Source organism: Wolbachia endosymbiont of Bemisia tabaci (assembly GCF_003999585.1).
Classification (GTDB): domain Bacteria; phylum Pseudomonadota; class Alphaproteobacteria; order Rickettsiales; family Anaplasmataceae; genus Wolbachia.
This window is the reverse complement of the sequence record NZ_CP016430.1, coordinates 384,453-403,959: the sequence shown is the minus strand read 5'-3', so window position 1 is coordinate 403,959 and position 19,507 is coordinate 384,453. Positions and strand designations below refer to the sequence as shown.

Below are 19,507 nucleotides of genomic sequence, written 5' to 3'. Positions count from 1 at the left end.
ATGTCAAAAATCGAAGAATTTCGCTCTTTTATGCACGAAATAAATGTTGATGCATTTATGTTGCATACTAAAGACGAGTATTTAAATGAATATTCAAAAGAGTTAGCAGAGTTATGTGGCTTCACGGGAACAAATGGGCTACTTATCGTTACAAAGAGTAATAAGTGCCCATTTTTTACAGATGGACGCTATATCACACAAGCTCGCAGTCAGCTCGATCAGGGCAGTTTTCGAGTATATAATATACAAGAAGAGGATCCACACAAATGGGTAAAAGCAAACTTAACATTGACTACCTCACTGGGTTACTATCCGCAATATTTTACTATGAAGGACATAAGAAAATATGAAGGCATTTGTAAACTAGTACCATACTTAATTAAAAAAGATAGTAGTCATAAAGCACAAACAATAGTTTCACATGTATCTGGTGAGAGTGGTAAGGATAAATGTGAAAGAGTAGCTAAAAACATAGAGGCTGAAGCAGTGATTCTGACTGATCCAAATTCAATTTCATGGCTGCTAAATTTAAGAAATGAAAGTGCTGAATATACTCCTTGTATATTGGGTCGTGCTATATTGTATAAAAATGCCAATGTTGATTTATTTATTCAAGATAAAGAACATTCAACTATAGAAGCAAATTTTGATAACCATATAAATGTTTTTGATATTAGTGAGCTAGAAAATTCACTACATAAGTTAAATTTGGTGGTGATAGATCCAAGCACAACTCCAATGAGCATTATGAATGCAATAGATCCCTTGTATAACCATTATTTAAATGAAAAATCAGCTTCGGTGTCATTCCAGTGCTTGACCAGAAATAAAAAAGCATGGATCCCGGTGTCAAGAACTGGGATGACAATAAGTAATGAAAGAGGTCTAATAGAAAATAAGCAGATAATTGAGAAGGAGGATCCTTGTTTGATTCACAAAGCAGTAAAAAATCAAACTGAAATAACTGGAGCTATAAGTGCGCACATCAAAGATGGAGTAGCAGTTATAAATTTTCTATATTGGCTTATTGACAGTGAAATTACTGAGCTTGAAGCTGAAGCAAAAATTTTAGAATACAGAAAAGAGCAGAATTTGTTTAAGCAACCGAGTTTTCCAACAATTTCAGCATTCAACGAGAATGGAGCAATCATTCATTACCGTGCAAGCAATAAGACAAATAAAGTCATTCAAGAAGATGGACTGTATTTAATTGACTCTGGTGGTCAGTACCTTGATGGCACAACCGATGTTACAAGAACTATAGCAATTGGTAGTCCAACCAATGAGCAACGAGCTCACTACACAATAGTATTAAAAGCTCACATTGCGATAGCAAGTGCGGTCTTTCCTTCTGGCACTACTGGTGGAGAATTGGACATATTAGCGCGTATACATTTATGGAAATTTGGAATGGATTACATGCACGGTACAGGACATGGAGTAGGAAGTTACCTTTCGGTACACGAAGGACCGCAAGCAATATCAAGAGGAAATAAAGTGGAACTCATTCCAGGCATGATACTTTCTAACGAGCCTGGTTATTATATTCCAGGAAAGTATGGAATAAGGATTGAAAATCTTATGTATGTTGAAAAGCAAGAAAATAGCTTCTTAATCTTTAAACAATTGACCTCTGTTCCTTATGATAAAAAGCTAATAGATATACAAATGCTTACTGAAGATGAAATTAAATGGATAAATAGCTATCACCAATTTGTTTATAAAAATATAGAAAATGGCATAAAAGATAAGGAATGGTTAAAGAGAGTATGTGAACCTTTAAAATAGTTAATTTGTCATTTAATTAAGTATTAATATAGTTGTTCTTGTATTGTTTTTAATTAAAAACAATATATAATATTAGTTTCAAATAGGTGTAATTATGACAGATAAAGTGCAAAATGATGAATTTATGAAGCAGTACATGGATACTTGCAAAGAGCAAATAGAAAAATTGGCAAGCGACCCTAATTTGGTTCAACAGACCTTAAAGCCATTCATGCAAATGTCTCAGCAACTTATGGCTGGCGGTATGCTAGAAGGAAATATGCCTAGCATGATACCTGATATGGGTGGTATGGATATCAATAAGATGATTGCTCAGATGAAGGAAATGTATGATTACATAAAGAGTAATCACAAAGAGCTCATGGGAAAAGATCCTTCACAAATTCAAGAGCTTGATGATTCCAGCAGAAGATTGAGAGGCTTGGTCAAGAAATTGATAGAGAAAGTTGAAGCTAAGTAGTATTTATTCATATCAAAGAGCTATAGCAGTAGTGAGGCTCAAATTTAGTATTACCATAGAGTTAAATATAAACATAAAGGGATGAAGAGATGATTGAACTTAAAAGCCAAGAAATTTGTCCAAATGGAAATAAGAAAAATTTGATTATTTTTTTTCATGGTTGGGGTTCAAGTGGCGATAATTTCGTTCATCTTGCTAAAGTTATGAGCAAATTTTTACCCGATTCATGTTTTGTGGTACCGAATGCTCCATTTGAGAGAGAAATAGGTGATGGTTATCAGTGGTTTAGTTTAGAGGATCGTAGTGAAAAAGCACTATATAATGGGGTGAAAAATGCTGCATCAATTGTAAATCATTTTATTGATACAAAATTAAAGGAGCTTAATTTAAAAGATACTCAGCTTTCTTTAGTTGGATTTTCTCAAGGAGCAATGCTTGCAATACATGTGGCTCTTACCCGGCTTCAGTCTTGTGCATCGGTTGTTGCATATTCTGGTAGGTTTCTTTCACCTTCAAAAATTGCACCGGAGATCAAATCAAAACCCAGCATATGTGTTATTCATGGTGACGCTGATGATGTGGTACCTTTTTCTTCCCTTGATTTAGCGGTTAAAGCTCTGAAAGAAAATGGAGTAAACGCTCAAGGATACCCAATTCATGGATTAGGCCATATTATTAATGAAGAAGGAATAAGGTTAGGGGTTGAGTTTATCAAGAAGAATTTTGGAAATTAATTTCCATGCACTTGTTTTGCTTTGGTTACGGATATGTAGCTAAATTTCTATCGAAAAAATTGCTAAATTTAGGCTGGAAAGTTAACGGTACATCAAGAAATAAAGATATACAACTTTTTGATTATGAAAAGGTTGATCAAGATCTGCTTAAAAGCGTAACACATGTTTTAATTTCTATTCCTCCAGACGGTGATGATGTTATGGAGAGATACGGTCATTGTCTGGAGAATATTGAATGGCTTGGTTATCTGTCTGCAACTAATGTTTATGGTGACCACTGTGGTAATTGGGTGAATGAGGAATCTGAAACAAAGCCTATAGAAATTAGAGGAGAAAAGCGCCTTGAGTCTGAAAAGAAGTGGCTAAGTAGCAAATTGCCTGTACATATTTTTCGTTTGGCTGGGATATATGGTCCTGGTAGAAATGCGCTAATTGACCTGCAGCTTGGCAAAGCAAGAAATGTGAAAAAAATTTTTTCTCGTGTTCATGTTGAAGATATATCGAATATTTTATTTTCTTCCATGCAAAATATAAAGCCTTATGAGATATACAATTGTGCAGATGATTTACCTGCTACGCAATCTGAAGTGGTCACGTATGCAGCCGAACTTCTCAATATTAGTCCTCCAGAGCCAGTTGAGATTTCTTCCGTACCAAATTACGCACGGGGTTTTTATTTAGGGTCAAAAAAAGTAAGCAATACTAAAATTAAAAAAGATCTTGGTGTCTCTCTAGTTTATCCTAATTACAAGTTGGGTTTAAAGAGTTTGTATATATTAGAATAGAGAAAATAGATTGCCAGATGCAAAAAATTTTTCTTGAATGTTCCTTGTTTTGATGTAATACCACTAGGCATACTATTATATAGAGGTAAATATGTTCAGCACTCAATCGCTCCCGGTTGAAAATATTCTATTACATCAAGCCGCTTATAATGGTAACATAAATGAAGTTAGGTTATTACTTGATGTAAAAACTGATATCAATATCAAGGTAAAAAAGGATTTACAGCCTTGCATTTTGCTGTTTATTCAGGACATTTAGACGTAGTAAAGTTACTAATCAGTAAAGAAGCTAATATTCATGCAAGAACTACTAAAGGCAGTACAGTTTTACACTTTGCTGTTGTAGCTAAAAGCAAAGCTATAGTAGAGGAGTTAATTAAAGCGGGAGCTGATCCCAATATAAAAGACTGTACTGATGGTAAGACACCTTTACATATTGCTGATCAAAATGGACTTGTAGAAGTTGTAAAGGTGTTACTTAATACTCAAGAAATTGAGATTGATGCTATAAAGACAATGAATTTGGTATAACAGCTCTGTACTTAGCCTCTCAGAACGGACATACTGAAATAGTTGAACTATTAATTAGCACAAAAAATGCTGATGTTAACATAGTAGATAAAAAAAATAATGTCACACCCTTGTATCTAGCTGCTCAGAATGGGCATGAAGCAGTAGTCAAGTTGCTTCTTGATAATGGTGCTAAGGTCAATGGCTGTAATGTCGATAGAGATCCTTTAAGTGTAGCTATCAAGAATGGCCATAAGAAAATAGTTGAGTTATTACTTAGTATAATAAATGTCAATATTGGCGATAAGATTGGCAATACACCTCTACATATAGCAGCTATAACAGGCCGCAAAGAAATAGCAAGATTACTATTAGCAAAAGGAGCTGATGCTAATATTAAAAACCATTCAGGAGATACTCCTTTACAAATAGCTGAGATAATTGAAAACTCTACAGTTTTTATGCTTGAAAAAGTATACAAATTCAGTACTTCTTGTGAAAAAAGGAGTTAAGGAGCTTTTGTCACAACATGTGAAGAACAACAAACCTAGCTCATCAGTAGATAAAATTGACGTATCTGTTCAGCAGAGTAGCAAAATAAGATAGATGAGAAAACTAGTTTGTGACATTGGCGTCCAGTTAAATTTACATGGATTCCAGTGTCACGCACTGTAATGACATCTTCAATGTTCTGTACAGCTGTGCGTTATGCACTGGGATGAAATTATGGGAACTGAGATACAAGAAAAGAAACAACACTGTTTTCACATGCATCTGAACAGATACTCTCAGTGATGTAAATTCAACTTTACCCCATTTGCAACCCTCAAGGTCCCTTGACTATAACCCTAGCAATTCTTTTCTAATTTCTTCTTTAATTGTATCAATAATCTTTTGATCAAGTTTATTTATTAAGGAATCATCAATACCTGTGATGTCATCTGGATTTTGTATCATTTTTTCAATAGCATCATCTATTTTTTTTACTCTTCCTTTATTAATTTTCTCAAACATAGGTTTAATCTTCACATAACCAGGAGCACCTTTACTATAAGTCCCTGTGTTTTGATTGATACAACCGCCAGCACCGTATTTTTTATTCACATGGCTTCTACTACATTTTTTTACATTTTCATACCCAATCTTACCATTCCTTATGTATGCTATTTCATTATCCTCTCTAGAGTCTAACTTATCTCCTTTTACAACTTCTTCTTCTAGCTTTAAATTTTGCTCATGAATTATTGTATCTTTGTAATTCTTTCCCCCATAGGTTCTGTATGTACCTCCACCTGCAACAGTAATTAAATCTTTACAAATTGTTTCTGAAAGGTCTCTGCACATTTTTATTAAAGTTGGTCCCCCATCTTTGTTAGATTTATAATCTTCTTGCCCACCACCACCTTCTGTTACTTTTACTTTAATGTAGGGATAATCGGGGTTGATTTTTAGTTTAGCTTTAATGTAATCACCTGGCATTCCTGGTCTATTTTCTGTAGACTGAGCTTTACCATCTATATGACCAGCTTCACCACCTCCCCATGCTTCTATTTCAACGTAATCATACATCGATAAGTCATCTGTGTAGCCATCTCCAAGCTCATAAGACTCTTTATTACTCCTTTCAAACTCCTGCTTCTTATTTCTCAATTGCGTTACTATTATTTCACGCAATCTCTTTTTTAAACCCTCTAAATCGAATCTACACAATTTATCAGCATAAAAGACTTCTGTTCTATTTGCTTTAATCGGTTGATTTTTTAATTGTGTGCACTTTTGTATTTCACCTTTCTCGTTTTTTACTGTTTTACCATCTTTATCCTTGCAATCCACTTCCTCATATCTTAAGTAAAATAGTTTATCATTCTTATCTTCATACTGTGTTGAGCGACTACATACTCCATCAAAGCAGAGACAACCATCATCACCTTGCTTACATTTTTCTTTATGTTCCCCATCTATCAATTTATATACTATCTTGCATGTGTTACAATTTTGTTTTGTGTCTATCTCTTTATCCTCTTTCGTCGTGCAATTATCTCTAGACTTATTTTCAGCAGGAATGGAAATATATCCTTTTTTATTGAATATTATTTCATTCAGTGCATCTTGTGGCTTTGCTAAAACCTCAATTGTTTCGTTACAGGGAAAATAATAAAGCTGATTAGACTCCTTTGAATAAACAGTATTGTATTTATTGTATCTTGCCCCCATTGATTTTAGCGATATTAGCTCACTTCCTTTTTCAAGAACGAATTCCTCCGGTTCTGGCTGCCAACCAGAAAGGCATAACATTTTACTTTTAGGATTTTCTTTATATTTTACTTCTACTTTTGGATATCTTGAGTCATCTAGTTTGCACTTACCATTCTGAAGCTCTTTACATTCTGCTTCGATATCGGGAACACACCCATATTTTTCTAGAACTTCAAATTGCGAATTATTTTTTAATACACCTTCTATTATGTTATCGATATCACTTTTTCTATTACCGCTATTAGTTGTTTTTTCTACTATTGCTGGCTTTACTACTATTAAAGGCAGATGGCCAATGTATGTAGGAGAATTTTTATTAACATAAAAAGTACAGATGCCATTACTGTGAGTTCCACGTGCGTCATAAGTACAAGCGTTCTCACTCATCTTCATTTTTACCTCTAGCGTATTTTCATTTACTACCTTTATTTCCTCAGGCTTTGGAGCAGTTGGTGATGGAAAACAACGGGCAGGAAATTGTAATTTTCTTTTTGATTCTTCTTTTTCAGTACCATAATATTCAGCGCAGAGCTGATCTTTCTTTCTATAGGTTTTGAAATAATGGGTAGTATCTTTATCTGGAATAGGATATGTCCAACTTGGAATATTCTTGTGATTTGAAACAGCAGATGGAACATATATCTCCCTTCTTTTCTTCAGCTCACCAATAATGACTCCAACTCTTGGATGAAAGTAATCATTATCTTGGTTTCTTATAGGAACAATTCTAACTTGCGGTGGTGACATTGCAAGTTGTTCACAAAATGGAGGTGGGCCAGGTGCAAGTTGCACAGGGGCACATTTTACCTTTTGTTTCCTTCCGTTCCATGAACAAGTGTCGCAAACGTTTTCCATATTCCCTGGACGGAAAATATTTTCTCCTGAAAAAACTCTAGAACCCCATGAAGAAATTCCTGACATGCAAGCACCCTTTTGGCTACAAGCACATATCTTAGGAGAATTAGCAAATTTTACTTTTTCTTCATCAGTAACACCATCTGCCCATTCCCACTCAAGACCCTGTGTCATCTGTCCATGAATCTTTCCATCATTCAGAATTTTATCCCCTTCCCAATCGATAAAAGCTGCTGCAGAAACTCCAGCTCCTGTACTCTGCGTTCCATATATCTGGCGGCAGGATGTTCCACTGGATAATATATAACAGTTGTCGTTTCCTTCGTAATCGCAGACCTTAATCTTTGGATCGAAGTAACCTTCTGGTCCCTGATTATTTACTGCTGTAACTTTAATAAATTGCAATAATTTTTCGTCAAAGTCTAAATCGCTCCACTTGCCTTTAAAAAAATTTGCAATACCTTTTCCTGCTTTACTTCCTGCAGCTTCAATTTCAGTATTACTTTTTACAAATGTTGGACAATCAGCATATCCTTGGTAAGAAAGACAAAATATCAAGGAGAATATCAATAAAAAATTAAGCTTTACATTTTTCATAGAACACCGGTAACCACTTACTCACTTTTTCGCCTTTTTCCTTCATCGCCTCATACATATACTTTATAGTCTCTTTATTAGCTGAAAGTACATGTATTTCTTTCATATTTTTCAAATCTAGATTTAAAGTTACTAAACCTTTGTATTGCTTGATCAAAAATAAACCTTCCTGTGTTGGTGTTTGCAAAATGACATTCAGTTCCTCTTTCGACAGAGAAAATGCCTTCATGTATAATCTGTTTGCATTGATGTTCGGCATCAGAATCCTGGTATCGACATGCTTATCTAAATATTGAGTAAACTTGCTAGCAAATGCTAGGTTTAAGTTTTCAGTACTTAGAATTACTACAACATTTAACTTTGTCATTCTTTGCATCCAGTTGTCAAACTCTCCCTCTGTAGGAAAAATATTACTTATCTCCCATGCTTCATCCAAAACAAGTATTGCAGGTGAGCCATCACATTTTGCTTCGAAAGAGTATAAGAAATAGCAAAGTATCACGGACATACATTCTTTTTGCTTAGTGAGGTTTGCAGTATTGAGAGATATGATTTTTGTTTCCCAGTCAATATCTGACTCATCACCATCTTGGAATAAGTAAGCAAATTCACCTTCACCACACCATTTACTTATTTTGCCTCCAAGGAGTAAAAGCACTTCAGAAATTTGAGAAATAGATCGCGATTCTCTTGGTATAGCAAATATAGAATCTACAATTTTTTTTGTCTTTTCTTCTACGTCTACCAAACTTGCATCTGCAACCATCCTTTTGATCAATTCAACAAGCATATTGCGATTAGAAGCACTATCTTCAATGTTCAGTGGGTTAAACTTTAGACTTTTATCTTTATATTTTGGATCAATTATGTAATATTGGCCGCTTACTGCTTTAGTAAATATTATTGATTTTCCAGTATTATCCAATATAACAATCCTAGGGTTAAATTTTCTTGATTCCGAAAGTAAGAAATTGATCAGTGAGGTTCTACCTGAATTTGGAGCTCCAAGTATTGTGGTATGACCATTATTTTTCTTTCCATGAAAGTTAAAAAAGTAAGGACTGCCTTTTTTTGAAAAAAAAACTGTTACTGCTTCTTTCCATCTTCCTCCTTTTAACGTACCTGATGTAAAATCATGCAACATAGCAAAGCTGCAAGCATATTTTTCTAATATATTTTTTGGTTGTGTAACAAAAGCAAAGTTTCCAGGAAGCTGTGCCCAAAAATGATTTTCCATGTGCAGATCAGTTCTAAACATCATCAACCCGATTAACGACATTACAGAGGATAAATCGCTGATATTTTTAGCTAACCTATTCTTATCATCTGCAAAGATTGTAACAATAATTTTCTGTTGACAAAAATCCATAGCAGAAATTTTTTCAAGCTCTATTATTTCATTTATTCCTGAGTTTTGAAGTAAGCTATTGTCCTCACTGATTTGCAGTATATTAATTTGTTTTTTAAATTCTTTTACTGCTTTATTATTACTAGTAAATATTATTATCTCTGTGATGATAAGCTCAGAGTCAAGTTGCAAACACCTATCTATATTTTCTAAGGGGATTTCTCGATATTCCTTTATGCAAAAAATAGAACCAAACTTCTGTTGACCTTCAAACGATGTTTGAAATTTATTGAAACCAAAAGCTACTTTTAAATTTTTAACATGCTGCGATAGATCCCTTTCACATATTGGATAATCTTTGTGCGTTAATGTAATAATGTAATGGAGAAATTCCATCATTTGAGAATATATTTTGCCTTCACTAGACCTAAGGCCCAGTTTTTTAGCTCCAAAAGGTTCTAAATCTTTTTGAATCAGGTCAGTTATTTTTTGCAATTCTTGATGATTTTTTTGTAAAAACAACTTGTGCCTACTCTTTATCCTGCCAAAAAAAAATGCATTATTAATATGTTTGCCAAAATCACTGAGTAACACCACAATGTACAGCTCATTTATATACTGTAGTTTACTATCAACTAGTTTATTAAACCACGTTGAGTGTAGCTGATCGGAAAAGTCTGCAGTTTTATTCCACTGTAAGCTCAGTTTATTGCGCTTACGGACAGTGTAAATCCAAACTGTAAAATATAAACTCTGGATATTTTTTGATATACTTTTTCTAATTTCAGTTCTAAGATCACCATAGTTATCAACTGAAGAATAGTCTTCTAACTTGATTATTTTTAACAATTCCCCCTGTTTTGTTAGTATAGTTTCTTCATCGTAGTGGCAAGCATAAGGGATAAAATCTAAATTAATACTTTCTAGTAACGCTAAATTGTTCTTTTTTTCAGAATTAGAGCTAGTGGCTGGTACTTTTGGTTGCATACAATATCATGCGTATTCAATAAAAAGATAATAAAGAATCATCTATCTTACTTAATCCTTATCTTCTTTTTTGTTATTGGATTGTAACTGTATGTCCTTTGCAAAGTTGAATTTTTCTTTCAGGTAGTCTGTTGCCTTTTCTATGCTTCCATACATCATGATCAGTACACCAAACAGCATCATGAAGAAAATTAGACCTCTGAACACTACTGCAAATATCACTGTAGCTACTATACATAAACCTATAATTGTTGAGGGACTTATATTTTCTACAGTATCTTTAACTGAAAATGAAGAAATAAGTTCTTTCAACGTTCCTGGTATATTTTTCAATTCATCACTTGCTTTGCTAGAACATGACATGAAGATAAAACTTAACAGAGCTACAATAGCAAAAACTCTACCCAATTGAATATGCATCATCAGCTAAATACCTTTAAGATACTCCTTAACTGTAACAATTTTTACATCAATAGGCAAGAACCGAATTCACTTGCTCACCATAAGTAACTCATATTTAATTTTTATCACTGTGTTAGCCCTTTATTATCAACAAGAGGACTCACACTAATGGATATCAATTTACTTGACAGAAAGTTTGAACACAATTCAGCAGCAGCTGCTGTAGCAAACACTGCAGCCACCACAAACAGTCCTGCTCCTACTAATCCTGATGTCATTACTCCTGCAACAATGCACCCTATTGCTAAGAGAGCAGAACTTGTTACAAGTACGACGTGAAGATTTTTGTTTTTGATTTTACTATTATTTTCATAATTATTGGATTGCATTGTATCTTTTACCTTATTGCCTGTCACTGAGATCACACAATGAGGTGCTAGCCCTTCTTCAATCTTCTTATAATATTTAGAAGGGGATCTTCTTCCGCTTGGTCCTTTGGGCCTTGTTTTGTTCGGATGTGCTAATTTTGTTTTTCCTTCATCTTCTAGTTGCAAACCATTATCTTCCTCAGCAGGGTTTAATTTTAAGTGTACACTTTCCTCAGATGAAATGCTTGTTACTGAAGTTAAGCTGCTCCTTCTGCTACTTGATGCCAAGCCAGATGAATTTATTCCACTATCTAAATCACTACTACTACTGAGTTTAGAAGTATTTTCATCGCTTGGCACTTCTACAGCATTCACAGTTATATTAGGCTTTTCACTTTTTAAATCTTTACTATCAATCGAAAGATCAGATTGACTATTCAATTGTGATTGTGTGATCTTCTTTCTTTCTTGCGATTGTTTTGATGTAAGAATTGTTGAAGCATTATAATGACCTGAACTTCTCAAGGTATTATATATTCCAGGGGTTCCTTTTCCACTTACACCCTTAGCTAAAGAATCCTTTTCCAGAGGATTAATACCTGAATTTTTGGGAATTTCAACTTCACCAGAAAGACTTTGTTTGTTAAATAGTTCCATAGCATTACCTTGTCTATCTTTTTGATTTTGAATAACGCTACTAGAATGATTTTTGTCACTACTTTTATTAATAATCCTTGAAATTATTCCTAATATTTTTTCTCTTCTTGTTGGTGATCCTTGTGATTGTTCTATTTCATTCTTAAATACTGGAAGTCCGACCTCTGATCCCATTACTTCTTTTTCCAATGCTAGAAGAAATTTCTCGGTGTAATAATTATAGTATTTTTGATATTCTTCTTGCTCTCTCAGTAATTTTTCTAATTTAATTAATACTTTAGGATCAGCTCCTTTGTTGAACAACTCTATGCATTTTGTGATAGTTCCATCTCCCTTTTTTAGATTTTCATGATTATGTTTTTTTTTGTGACCTTTTTGTGTATAATTTCGTACAACTCTTTCGTTTCTGATGCTGAAGAATTCCCTGTTTTCTCCTTTCTCTTATCTGAGATTTGTGAACTTCTGATAGGATCGCTAGTAGATGAGTAAGTATTGTTTCCTACTGCGCTATCAAATAGCACTCTTTCCTCATATGATGAATAAAGCATAACATTCCTCTCATACAAATAAAATGTATGAATACCTCTTTAGCGTTAATTTTACATTAAAACTGGGCAGTTATGCCTTATTACGGATAATTATAGCAATTTGCTAACTATTTTCTTTGCTGATTACTGATTTTACATTTCAACATAATTGCTTGCCTGTTGAACTAGCATATCTATTACTTCTTTTACAGGCTTTTCTCTATCAACCATGCCAACACTTTGACCAGCCATTAAAGATCCTGTTTCAACATCTCCATCAATTACTGCCCTTCTTAAAGCTCCAGCCCAGAACTTTTCTATTTCAAGCTGCCCATTTTCTTTTGAGATCTGTCCATTTTGATATTTATCGATAATGTCTCTTTGATGCTTCATAAAGTCGTCATTTGCTTTGTTAGCTATAGCTCTTACTGGAATTACAGGAAAATCAGCACTGATCTGCACAGAAGATACTGCATTACGCGCAGCTGATTTGATAAACACTTCTTTAAAATTTTTGTGGGCAATTGACTCATTTGTGCAGACAAATAATGTACCTATTTGACAGCCACTTGCTCCCATTTCTAGATATTTCACTATCATTTCGCCTCTTCCTATTCCACCTGCGACAAACACTGGTATTTGTTCATTTTTAAAATGAGGCAATATCTCTTGTGCGAGAACAGAAGTGCTAACTGGACCTATGTGCCCACCTGCTTCCATTCCTTCTATTATTAATGCATCTACTCCCATTTTTACTAACCTTTCCGCAAGGCTTAATGCTGGTGTAAAGCACATAACTTTAATACCCGCATTCTTGATTTTTTCTATATTAGGCTTTTTTGGTAACCCGCCAGCGAGAACTATGTGGCTTACTTTTGTTTCAATGCATATATCTATTAACTCACTCAAATTTGGGTGCATAGTGATTAGGTTTACACCAAATGGCTTATGAGTTAATTTTTGTGTTTCTATGATTTCTTTCTTCAGTAAGTCTGGAGACATTGCACCACATGCAATTACGCCAAATCCACCAGCATTTGAGATTGCTGAAACCAAATTTCTTTCCGAAACCCAGCTCATAGCACCACCCATTATTGCAAACTCACTACCGAGAAAATTCGTTCCTTTCTTCCAAAGCCTGCTCAACATATAACCTATATCATACGTTTAAAAATATTTTGTTTATCTATGAATGTATGTTTCAAAGCGCCAATTATATGTAAGATTATAAAGAGTACCATAAAATACGCAAGTATCGAGTGTAACTGATTAGCTGCACTAGCTAGATCTTCATTATGGTTAATTAATAAAGGAGGGATATGAACAAAATATTTGATCTCTTTACTAGAAGCAGAAGACATGACATAACCAGATAGCGGTATTAGCACCATCAAAGCATATAAACAAAAGTGTATCGTTTTGCTCGCATTGATTACGAACCGAGAAAAATTGGCTGGTAATGGCGGAATGTAAGTAAAGACACGAAAAAATATGCGTACTATAATTAATCCAAGAACGGTGATACCGCAAGCCTTATGAATAGCGTATATACTGAATTTAATTTCATTGCTAATTGGCAAACTTTTCATATACATGCCAGAATAAAGCATACCAATAATAAGAGCAGACATTAACCAATGAATGATCCTTAAGCCTAAATTATATTTATTGTTTTTCATTAATTTTGATTACTCTAAAGTAGAATTTATATAGTAGAAAAACTATTTCTCAATCAAAATTATCTATACATAATTTCGCTGCCTTGATCAACATAAGTGCAATAATTGTATGTGACACATAAACATTGTCTATCAGATTATGAAGAAGTGGTGAAGTTTTTGAGAGTTTTTTCTATTGTAACGATGAGTTATAGCTTGTACAAGAAGCCTATTGACTTTAAGCACATTTTACCCTATAAAGTTCCAATACCTTAAACTACCAAGCATGCCTGATCTAAAGACAATGATGTTAAACTTTGGACCGCAGCATCCAGCTGCACATGGGGTATTACGTCTTGTTTTAGAGATGGATGGTGAGGTGATCGAGAGGGCAGATCCTCATATTGGGCTTTTGCATCGCGGCACTGAAAAATTGATAGAACATAAAACTTATCTTCAAGCTCTGCCTTACTTTGACCGCCTTGATTATGTGTCACCAATGTCACAAGAGCATGCATATTCGTTATGTGTAGAGAAATTATTGCAGTGCGAAGTTCCGATTAGGGCAAAATATTTGCGTGTTCTATTTTGTGAGCTGACAAGAATACTAAATCATTTACTCAATATATCTTCCCAAGCGCTTGATGTTGGGGCAATGACTCCTCTTTTATGGCTTTTTGAAGAGAGAGAAAAAATACTCGAGTTCTATGAAAGGGCCTCAGGTGCAAGATTTCACGCAGCTTATATAAGGCCAGGTGGAGTTGCAGCAGATATTCCAGAAGGTTTGATTGAGGATATTGCAAAATTTATAGAGCAATTTCCAAAGTATATAGATGATGTTGATGGTCTTCTGACAGAAAATAGGATATGGAAGCAACGAACTGTAGGAATTAGTGAAATATCAATAAAACAGACGCTTGATTGGGGCTTTAGTGGACCAATGCTGCGTGCTGCTGGTCTTGCTTGGGACTTGCGAAAAAGCCAGCCATATGAGATATATGATCAGCTAGATTTTGATATACCTATCGGTCAAAATGGTGACTGTTATTCAAGATAAAATAAACTATGATCTAGAAAAAGAAATACTTCGTGATATTGAAGAGCATTCTTGTACACAAAATCCTGAATTTAAAAATATAGTGGATAAATTTTCTAAAATGTATAGCGGAACTCATGAAACATTAGAGTGGGCAGAACAGATCCTTGAAACTTATTTCATTTAATAGAAAGACTTCTAAACTTGATGTTACCTTGAGTTAAACTTTATAGATTTACAAAAGGTTAAAGGATAGAAAAAATGAGCAAAGCTGACAAGCATTTTTTATGTTAGCTCTGCTCATAGGAGCTTATCAAAAAAAAGCTAAGATAGGTCCATTTTCACTAATTTTTCCTATGAATTCATCGTCCATGATTTTTAGCTTTTACGATGAACACCTTGGACGTTAAGATGCTTAGTAACAGGATTTGCTTGTGAGATATGTTAATTACGTGTTAGCACATCTTCTATTAAAAACTGCACAAATTCATTGCCATTCCAGTAATTCATAGAGATTTTACCCAAAATGGCTTTAACATTACCCTGCATGATAGCAGAGCCAAGCTCAGTATTTGCAGAGCGAAACGCAATAGCTTTTACCATAGCATTATCATCAGCAATAAAACATTTTATATGATCAACTCCTATAACTTCCGGCTTTCTTATCTTTGTCCCCTGAATGATGAATCTCGGTTCAGGATTGCCAACACCAAATGGCTCTAAGCGTTGCAATTGATTCCACAGGGATAAGTTTATTGCTTTAGCTGTTACTATGCCATCGGCTTTTATGATTTTGTCATTTGTAGAGTTTACAAATCTTTCAGTAAAAAAATCATGTAGATCACTTATTTTGTCTTCCTTAATCGAAAATCCCGCTGCCATACTGTGACCACCACCTTCAATGATTAGGTTGGTGAATTTTGCATAAAGAACCGCGGCACCAATATCTACTCCAGAAATTGACCTGCAGCTTGCTTTTCCTATTCCATTGTTTAAAGATATCACTATTGTTGGTAAGTGAAACTGCTCTTTTAGTCTTGATGCAATGATACCAATTATTCCCTGGTGCCAATTACCACTTACCATTATAAAATTTACACCTAAGTGGGCAAAATTTTCCGCTTGTGTTGTAGCTTCCAAAATAGCCTCATTTTCTAGCATTTTTCTTGCATTATTCAAATCTATTAATTTTAGCGCGATTGAATGCGCCTCTTCTTCATTATCAGTGGAAAGCAACCTTGCACCGAGCGATGCTTCTCCAATTCTTCCTCCGGCATTTATACATGGCCCAATACTAAACCCTAATCTTGAAACACTTGGTTTTTCAAGGATTCCCAAAGCATCAAACAAAACACGCAAGCCAACGTTTTTCCTTGCTGACATAACTTTTAATCCTTGCAAAACAAATGCTCTATTTAGGCCTATAATTTGCATAACATCGCAAACAGTTCCAAGAGCAACCAAATCCAGTAGATCAAATAAATCTGGTTCTTTTTTGTAGGTAAAAAATCCTTGCTCACGTAAGCTTCTGTTAAGGGCAACAATTAGCAGAAATGACACTCCAACTGCTGCAAGGTTAGTATAAGGAGAGCTTTCATCAAGGCGGTTGGGATTAACAACTGCTACAGCGTTTGGTAACTTTTCTGTACCAAGGTGATGATCGACAACTATAATATCAAGTCCAAAAACCCTTGCCTCTTCTATTGGTTGATATGCAAGCGTACCACAATCAACAGAAATACATAAATCAATTCCGTTCTTTTTAAGTTGTAATAAAGCATCTACGTTTAATCCATAGCCCTCATCAACACGATCTGGAATATAGATTATAGAGTGTGTTCCAATCGTTCTTAAATACCTATTAATCAATGCTGATGACGTTGCGCCATCAACATCATAGTCACCAAATATTGCAATATTTTCATTATTGTTTATTGCTTTTATTATGCGAGAAACAGCTTTGTCCATATCAAGGAGGTGAAAGGGATCTGGTAATAGTGATCTGATTAGTGGATGTAAGAAGTCATGTGCATTTTCTATGTTAACACCACGACTAACTAATATTCTTGCTAATATTTCTGGCAACTCAAATCTCTGTATAAGAGTTAAAATCTCCCTTTGATCTGCTTCTTGTAACTTCCACAGTGCATTTGTTATGCTGCGTTTTTCAATATCAAGTAGCATACTCTTTATAAATAAAACTACTTTACCAGAACTTTTAAGCTTGTTCTATAATTGTGTTAGACTTCTGTATAACCTAAAGAAAGATATAGGAGGTGTTACCTGAAAGAAATCACATTTATTTTGACAAAGAGCATCTACAAAATCTGATACTTCTTCTTGTATAACGTGCTCTTTAATTAGTATTATATCTATATTAGCATATAAGTGTGAATATTATATTAGTGTAATTACTTTTTAGGTATGCATGGCAAATTTATGCCTGGAAATGGTTTTTAATTACTCGAACCTTTTCTACCTTTATTTTATATTCTTTAAAGTATTTCTATTTTTTACACTTTTTTATAAAAACAATAGGCGCCTATTGTTTTTTTTAACTTAAAAATAAAAGTTAAGTATCTGGAATTCTAGACATAAAATCCTCCTGAAGATTAGAAAAAAATGCAGCGCACATACAACAGAATTTGAACGTGTGCTGAAGAATACGTTTTTTGTTGAAAAATTGACTGAAAAGTCTGCAGACGAAGATAGATTTTGAGCTCTTAAAATATCTCTGCTGTTATAATAAGGAAAGCGAGAAGGTTTGTCAAGCAATCTTTATTGGCTGTTGTACTAGAATCCAGTTTTTCGTATAATTTGCTAGAATTTGTGTGAAGAATTTTAAATATGAAAGGCCTATACATTAAAACTTACGGCTGTCAGATGAACGTTTATGACTCTGTTTTAATGGAGAATATAGTTAAGCCTCTAGGGTTCAGTGTTGTAAGTGATGCAGAAAAAGCTGATTTGGTGATATTAAATACTTGTCATATTAGAGAGAAGGCAGCAGAAAAGCTTTACTCAGAGCTTGGAAGGATTCATTCATCACAAAAAAATAAAGAAATGACCATAGTGGTGGCTGGATGTGTAGCGCAAGCAGAGGGAGAAGAAGTGTTCAAAAGAGCTCCTTTTGTTGATATTGTTGTTGGTCCACAGAGTGTCGCTGCTTTACCGGAGCTGATAGTCAAAGCAAGTAGAAGTAAAGGTCATGTAATAAACACTGATTTTCCAGAAGTTGCAAAATTCGATAAATTGCCGGATGAATGTTATGGTAGTAATCAAGGGTCTTCTGCGTTTCTTGCTATACAAGAAGGTTGTGATAAATTTTGTACGTTTTGTGTGGTGCCTTACACTCGCGGGGCTGAGTATTCACGATCAGTAAATGAAATATTCCGTGAAACATTAAAGTTAGTTGCAAGTGGAGCAAGGGAAATTACTTTGCTTGGTCAGAATGTCAATGCTTATCATGGGGAGTGTGAAGGAGAAGTGTGGGATTTAGGAAAATTAATTAGTCACATTGCTAAAATTGAAAAGCTAGAAAGAATCCGCTACACAACTTCTCATCCAAGAGATATGCACGAATCTCTCTACTTGGTACATGCGGAGGAATCAAAACTCATGCCGTTTGTTCACCTACCTGTGCAGTCAGGTTCAAATAAAATATTGCATGCAATGAACAGGAAACACACTGCAGAGGAGTATTTGGAAATAATAGACAGATTTCGCAAATTGAAACCTGAAATCGAATTTTCTTCTGATTTTATTGTTGGTTTTCCTGGAGAAACTGAAAAAGATTTTGAGGAAACTATGAAGTTAGTAGAAAAAGTAAAGTACGCTCAGGCTTATAGTTTTAAATATAGCCCAAGGCCAGGAACGCCAGGGGCGGAAAGAAAAGATCAAGTACCAGAAGAGGTTAAAACAGAGCGTCTTCTTTTTTTACAGGAATTAATTAGCAAGCAACAACTTGAATTTAATCAGAGTATGATAGGAAAAACTATTCCTGTTCTATTCAGTGATAAAAAAGGTAAACACCAAAATCAAATTATTGGTAAAAGCCCATATATGCAATCAGTATGCGTTGATGATCCTGACGATAAATACAAAGATAAAATAGTAAATGTAAGGATATTGGAAGCTCGGCAAAATAGTTTGTTGGGATGTGCTTACTAATAGTGATGTTTGTCAATTAGAAAAAAGCACTCCCATGGTCTCATTTAGAAGCACTTTGTGTGTTTTATAAGTTTATAAGCTATCTAGATTTAATCCTTAAAGGACTACAGCTCTCTGTTACGCAATCATATGAGACTTGATAAATAGATTCGCGGGATTTTTTTTCTTTTCCCACTGATAGTGTAATTTTTCAATCTTTCCAGAATTATTATATTCATAAGAAAGTGATCCCCAAACAAAGCTGCTTTTACTATTATTTTTGTTAGCATCATGAAATTTCTGATAAGGCCAACTGTTATTGTCTTTATTCATCTTTAACTTAAGTAAATAAGTCTAATGAATTAATATGTTGTATAATGATGTCAATAC

Annotated in this window: 18 protein-coding genes and 1 pseudogene; 10 read left to right on the top strand and 9 right to left on the bottom strand. The window is 34.3% G+C overall.

Going from position 1 to position 19,507, the window contains the following annotated elements; all coding sequences use genetic code 11:
• From BBB02_RS01805 to BBB02_RS06335, 7 genes are all read left to right on the top strand, one after another.
• A complete protein-coding gene (locus tag BBB02_RS01805) occupies positions 1-1,788 on the top strand; it encodes an aminopeptidase P family protein (protein WP_127463781.1) in 1,788 nt (595 codons plus the stop codon).
• Positions 1,789-1,882: 94 nt separating this feature from the next.
• Positions 1,883-2,248 carry a hypothetical protein gene (locus BBB02_RS01800; protein ID WP_127463780.1) on the top strand — a complete coding sequence of 122 codons (366 nt, stop codon included), beginning with the start codon at positions 1,883-1,885 and terminating at the stop codon, positions 2,246-2,248.
• A gap of 89 nt (positions 2,249-2,337) precedes the next feature.
• Complete coding sequence (locus BBB02_RS01795) at positions 2,338-2,982, top strand: alpha/beta hydrolase (RefSeq protein WP_127463779.1); 645 nt, start codon at positions 2,338-2,340, stop codon at positions 2,980-2,982.
• Positions 2,983-2,987: 5 nt separating this feature from the next.
• A complete protein-coding gene (locus tag BBB02_RS01790) occupies positions 2,988-3,767 on the top strand; it encodes an SDR family oxidoreductase (RefSeq protein WP_127463778.1) in 780 nt (259 codons plus the stop codon).
• A gap of 91 nt (positions 3,768-3,858) precedes the next feature.
• Positions 3,859-4,026: an ankyrin repeat domain-containing protein gene (locus BBB02_RS06345; protein ID WP_245970161.1), complete on the top strand. Its 168-nt coding sequence runs from the start codon at positions 3,859-3,861 to the stop codon at positions 4,024-4,026.
• Complete coding sequence (locus BBB02_RS06340) at positions 3,996-4,298, top strand: ankyrin repeat domain-containing protein (RefSeq protein WP_245970160.1); 303 nt, start codon at positions 3,996-3,998, stop codon at positions 4,296-4,298. The genes BBB02_RS06345 and BBB02_RS06340 overlap by 31 nt, the downstream gene beginning before the upstream one ends.
• Positions 4,295-4,789, top strand: a complete 495-nt coding sequence (locus tag BBB02_RS06335; protein ID WP_369689452.1) for an ankyrin repeat domain-containing protein — start codon at positions 4,295-4,297, stop codon at positions 4,787-4,789. Before BBB02_RS06340 ends, BBB02_RS06335 begins: the two co-directional genes overlap by 4 nt.
• A 328-nt stretch (positions 4,790-5,117) precedes the next feature.
• Here the strand turns inward: BBB02_RS06335 and BBB02_RS01780 are convergent, their stop codons facing one another.
• From BBB02_RS01780 to BBB02_RS01755, 7 genes are all read right to left on the bottom strand, one after another.
• Positions 5,118-7,985, bottom strand: a complete 2,868-nt coding sequence (locus BBB02_RS01780) for a hypothetical protein (RefSeq protein ID WP_127463777.1) — start codon at positions 7,983-7,985, stop codon at positions 5,118-5,120.
• A complete protein-coding gene (locus BBB02_RS01775; RefSeq protein ID WP_127463776.1) occupies positions 7,966-10,320 on the bottom strand; it encodes a VirB4 family type IV secretion/conjugal transfer ATPase in 2,355 nt (784 codons plus the stop codon). The genes BBB02_RS01780 and BBB02_RS01775 overlap by 20 nt, the downstream gene beginning before the upstream one ends.
• A 51-nt stretch (positions 10,321-10,371) precedes the next feature.
• Complete coding sequence (locus tag BBB02_RS01770; RefSeq protein ID WP_127464289.1) at positions 10,372-10,740, bottom strand: hypothetical protein; 369 nt, start codon at positions 10,738-10,740, stop codon at positions 10,372-10,374.
• Between the two features lie 107 nt (positions 10,741-10,847).
• Complete coding sequence (locus tag BBB02_RS01765; RefSeq protein WP_245970159.1) at positions 10,848-12,050, bottom strand: DUF350 domain-containing protein; 1,203 nt, start codon at positions 12,048-12,050, stop codon at positions 10,848-10,850.
• A gap of 35 nt (positions 12,051-12,085) precedes the next feature.
• A complete protein-coding gene (locus BBB02_RS06330; RefSeq protein ID WP_245970158.1) occupies positions 12,086-12,295 on the bottom strand; it encodes a hypothetical protein in 210 nt (69 codons plus the stop codon).
• 132 nt (positions 12,296-12,427) lie between these two features.
• Positions 12,428-13,423 (bottom strand): NAD(P)H-dependent flavin oxidoreductase, encoded by a 996-nt coding sequence (locus BBB02_RS01760; protein WP_127463775.1) that lies wholly within the window; start codon positions 13,421-13,423, stop codon positions 12,428-12,430.
• A 5-nt stretch (positions 13,424-13,428) separates the two neighbouring features.
• On the bottom strand, positions 13,429-13,953 hold the full coding sequence (locus tag BBB02_RS01755; protein WP_127463774.1) for a cytochrome b: 525 nt from the start codon (positions 13,951-13,953) through the stop codon (positions 13,429-13,431).
• 265 nt (positions 13,954-14,218) lie between these two features.
• Here BBB02_RS01755 and BBB02_RS01750 point away from each other — a divergent pair.
• Together BBB02_RS01750 and BBB02_RS01745 are read left to right on the top strand one after the other, a co-directional pair.
• Positions 14,219-14,986, top strand: a pseudogene (locus BBB02_RS01750) (NADH-quinone oxidoreductase subunit D); the annotation flags it as partial.
• Positions 14,967-15,155: a hypothetical protein gene (locus BBB02_RS01745; protein ID WP_127463773.1), complete on the top strand. Its 189-nt coding sequence runs from the start codon at positions 14,967-14,969 to the stop codon at positions 15,153-15,155. The pseudogene BBB02_RS01750 and the gene BBB02_RS01745, both read left to right, overlap by 20 nt.
• 257 nt (positions 15,156-15,412) lie before the next feature.
• Here the strand turns inward: BBB02_RS01745 and recJ are convergent, their stop codons facing one another.
• Positions 15,413-17,152: a single-stranded-DNA-specific exonuclease RecJ gene (recJ, locus tag BBB02_RS01740; RefSeq protein WP_127463772.1), complete on the bottom strand. Its 1,740-nt coding sequence runs from the start codon at positions 17,150-17,152 to the stop codon at positions 15,413-15,415.
• A gap of 663 nt (positions 17,153-17,815) precedes the next feature.
• On the opposite strand from recJ, the gene miaB reads away from it, so the two are divergent.
• Positions 17,816-19,138 (top strand): tRNA (N6-isopentenyl adenosine(37)-C2)-methylthiotransferase MiaB, encoded by a 1,323-nt coding sequence (miaB, locus tag BBB02_RS01730; RefSeq protein ID WP_127463771.1) that lies wholly within the window; start codon positions 17,816-17,818, stop codon positions 19,136-19,138.
• Positions 19,139-19,255: 117 nt separating this feature from the next.
• Here miaB and BBB02_RS01725 read toward each other — a convergent pair whose 3' ends face one another.
• Positions 19,256-19,450: a hypothetical protein gene (locus tag BBB02_RS01725; RefSeq protein WP_127463770.1), complete on the bottom strand. Its 195-nt coding sequence runs from the start codon at positions 19,448-19,450 to the stop codon at positions 19,256-19,258.
• Positions 19,451-19,507 lie beyond the last annotated feature (57 nt).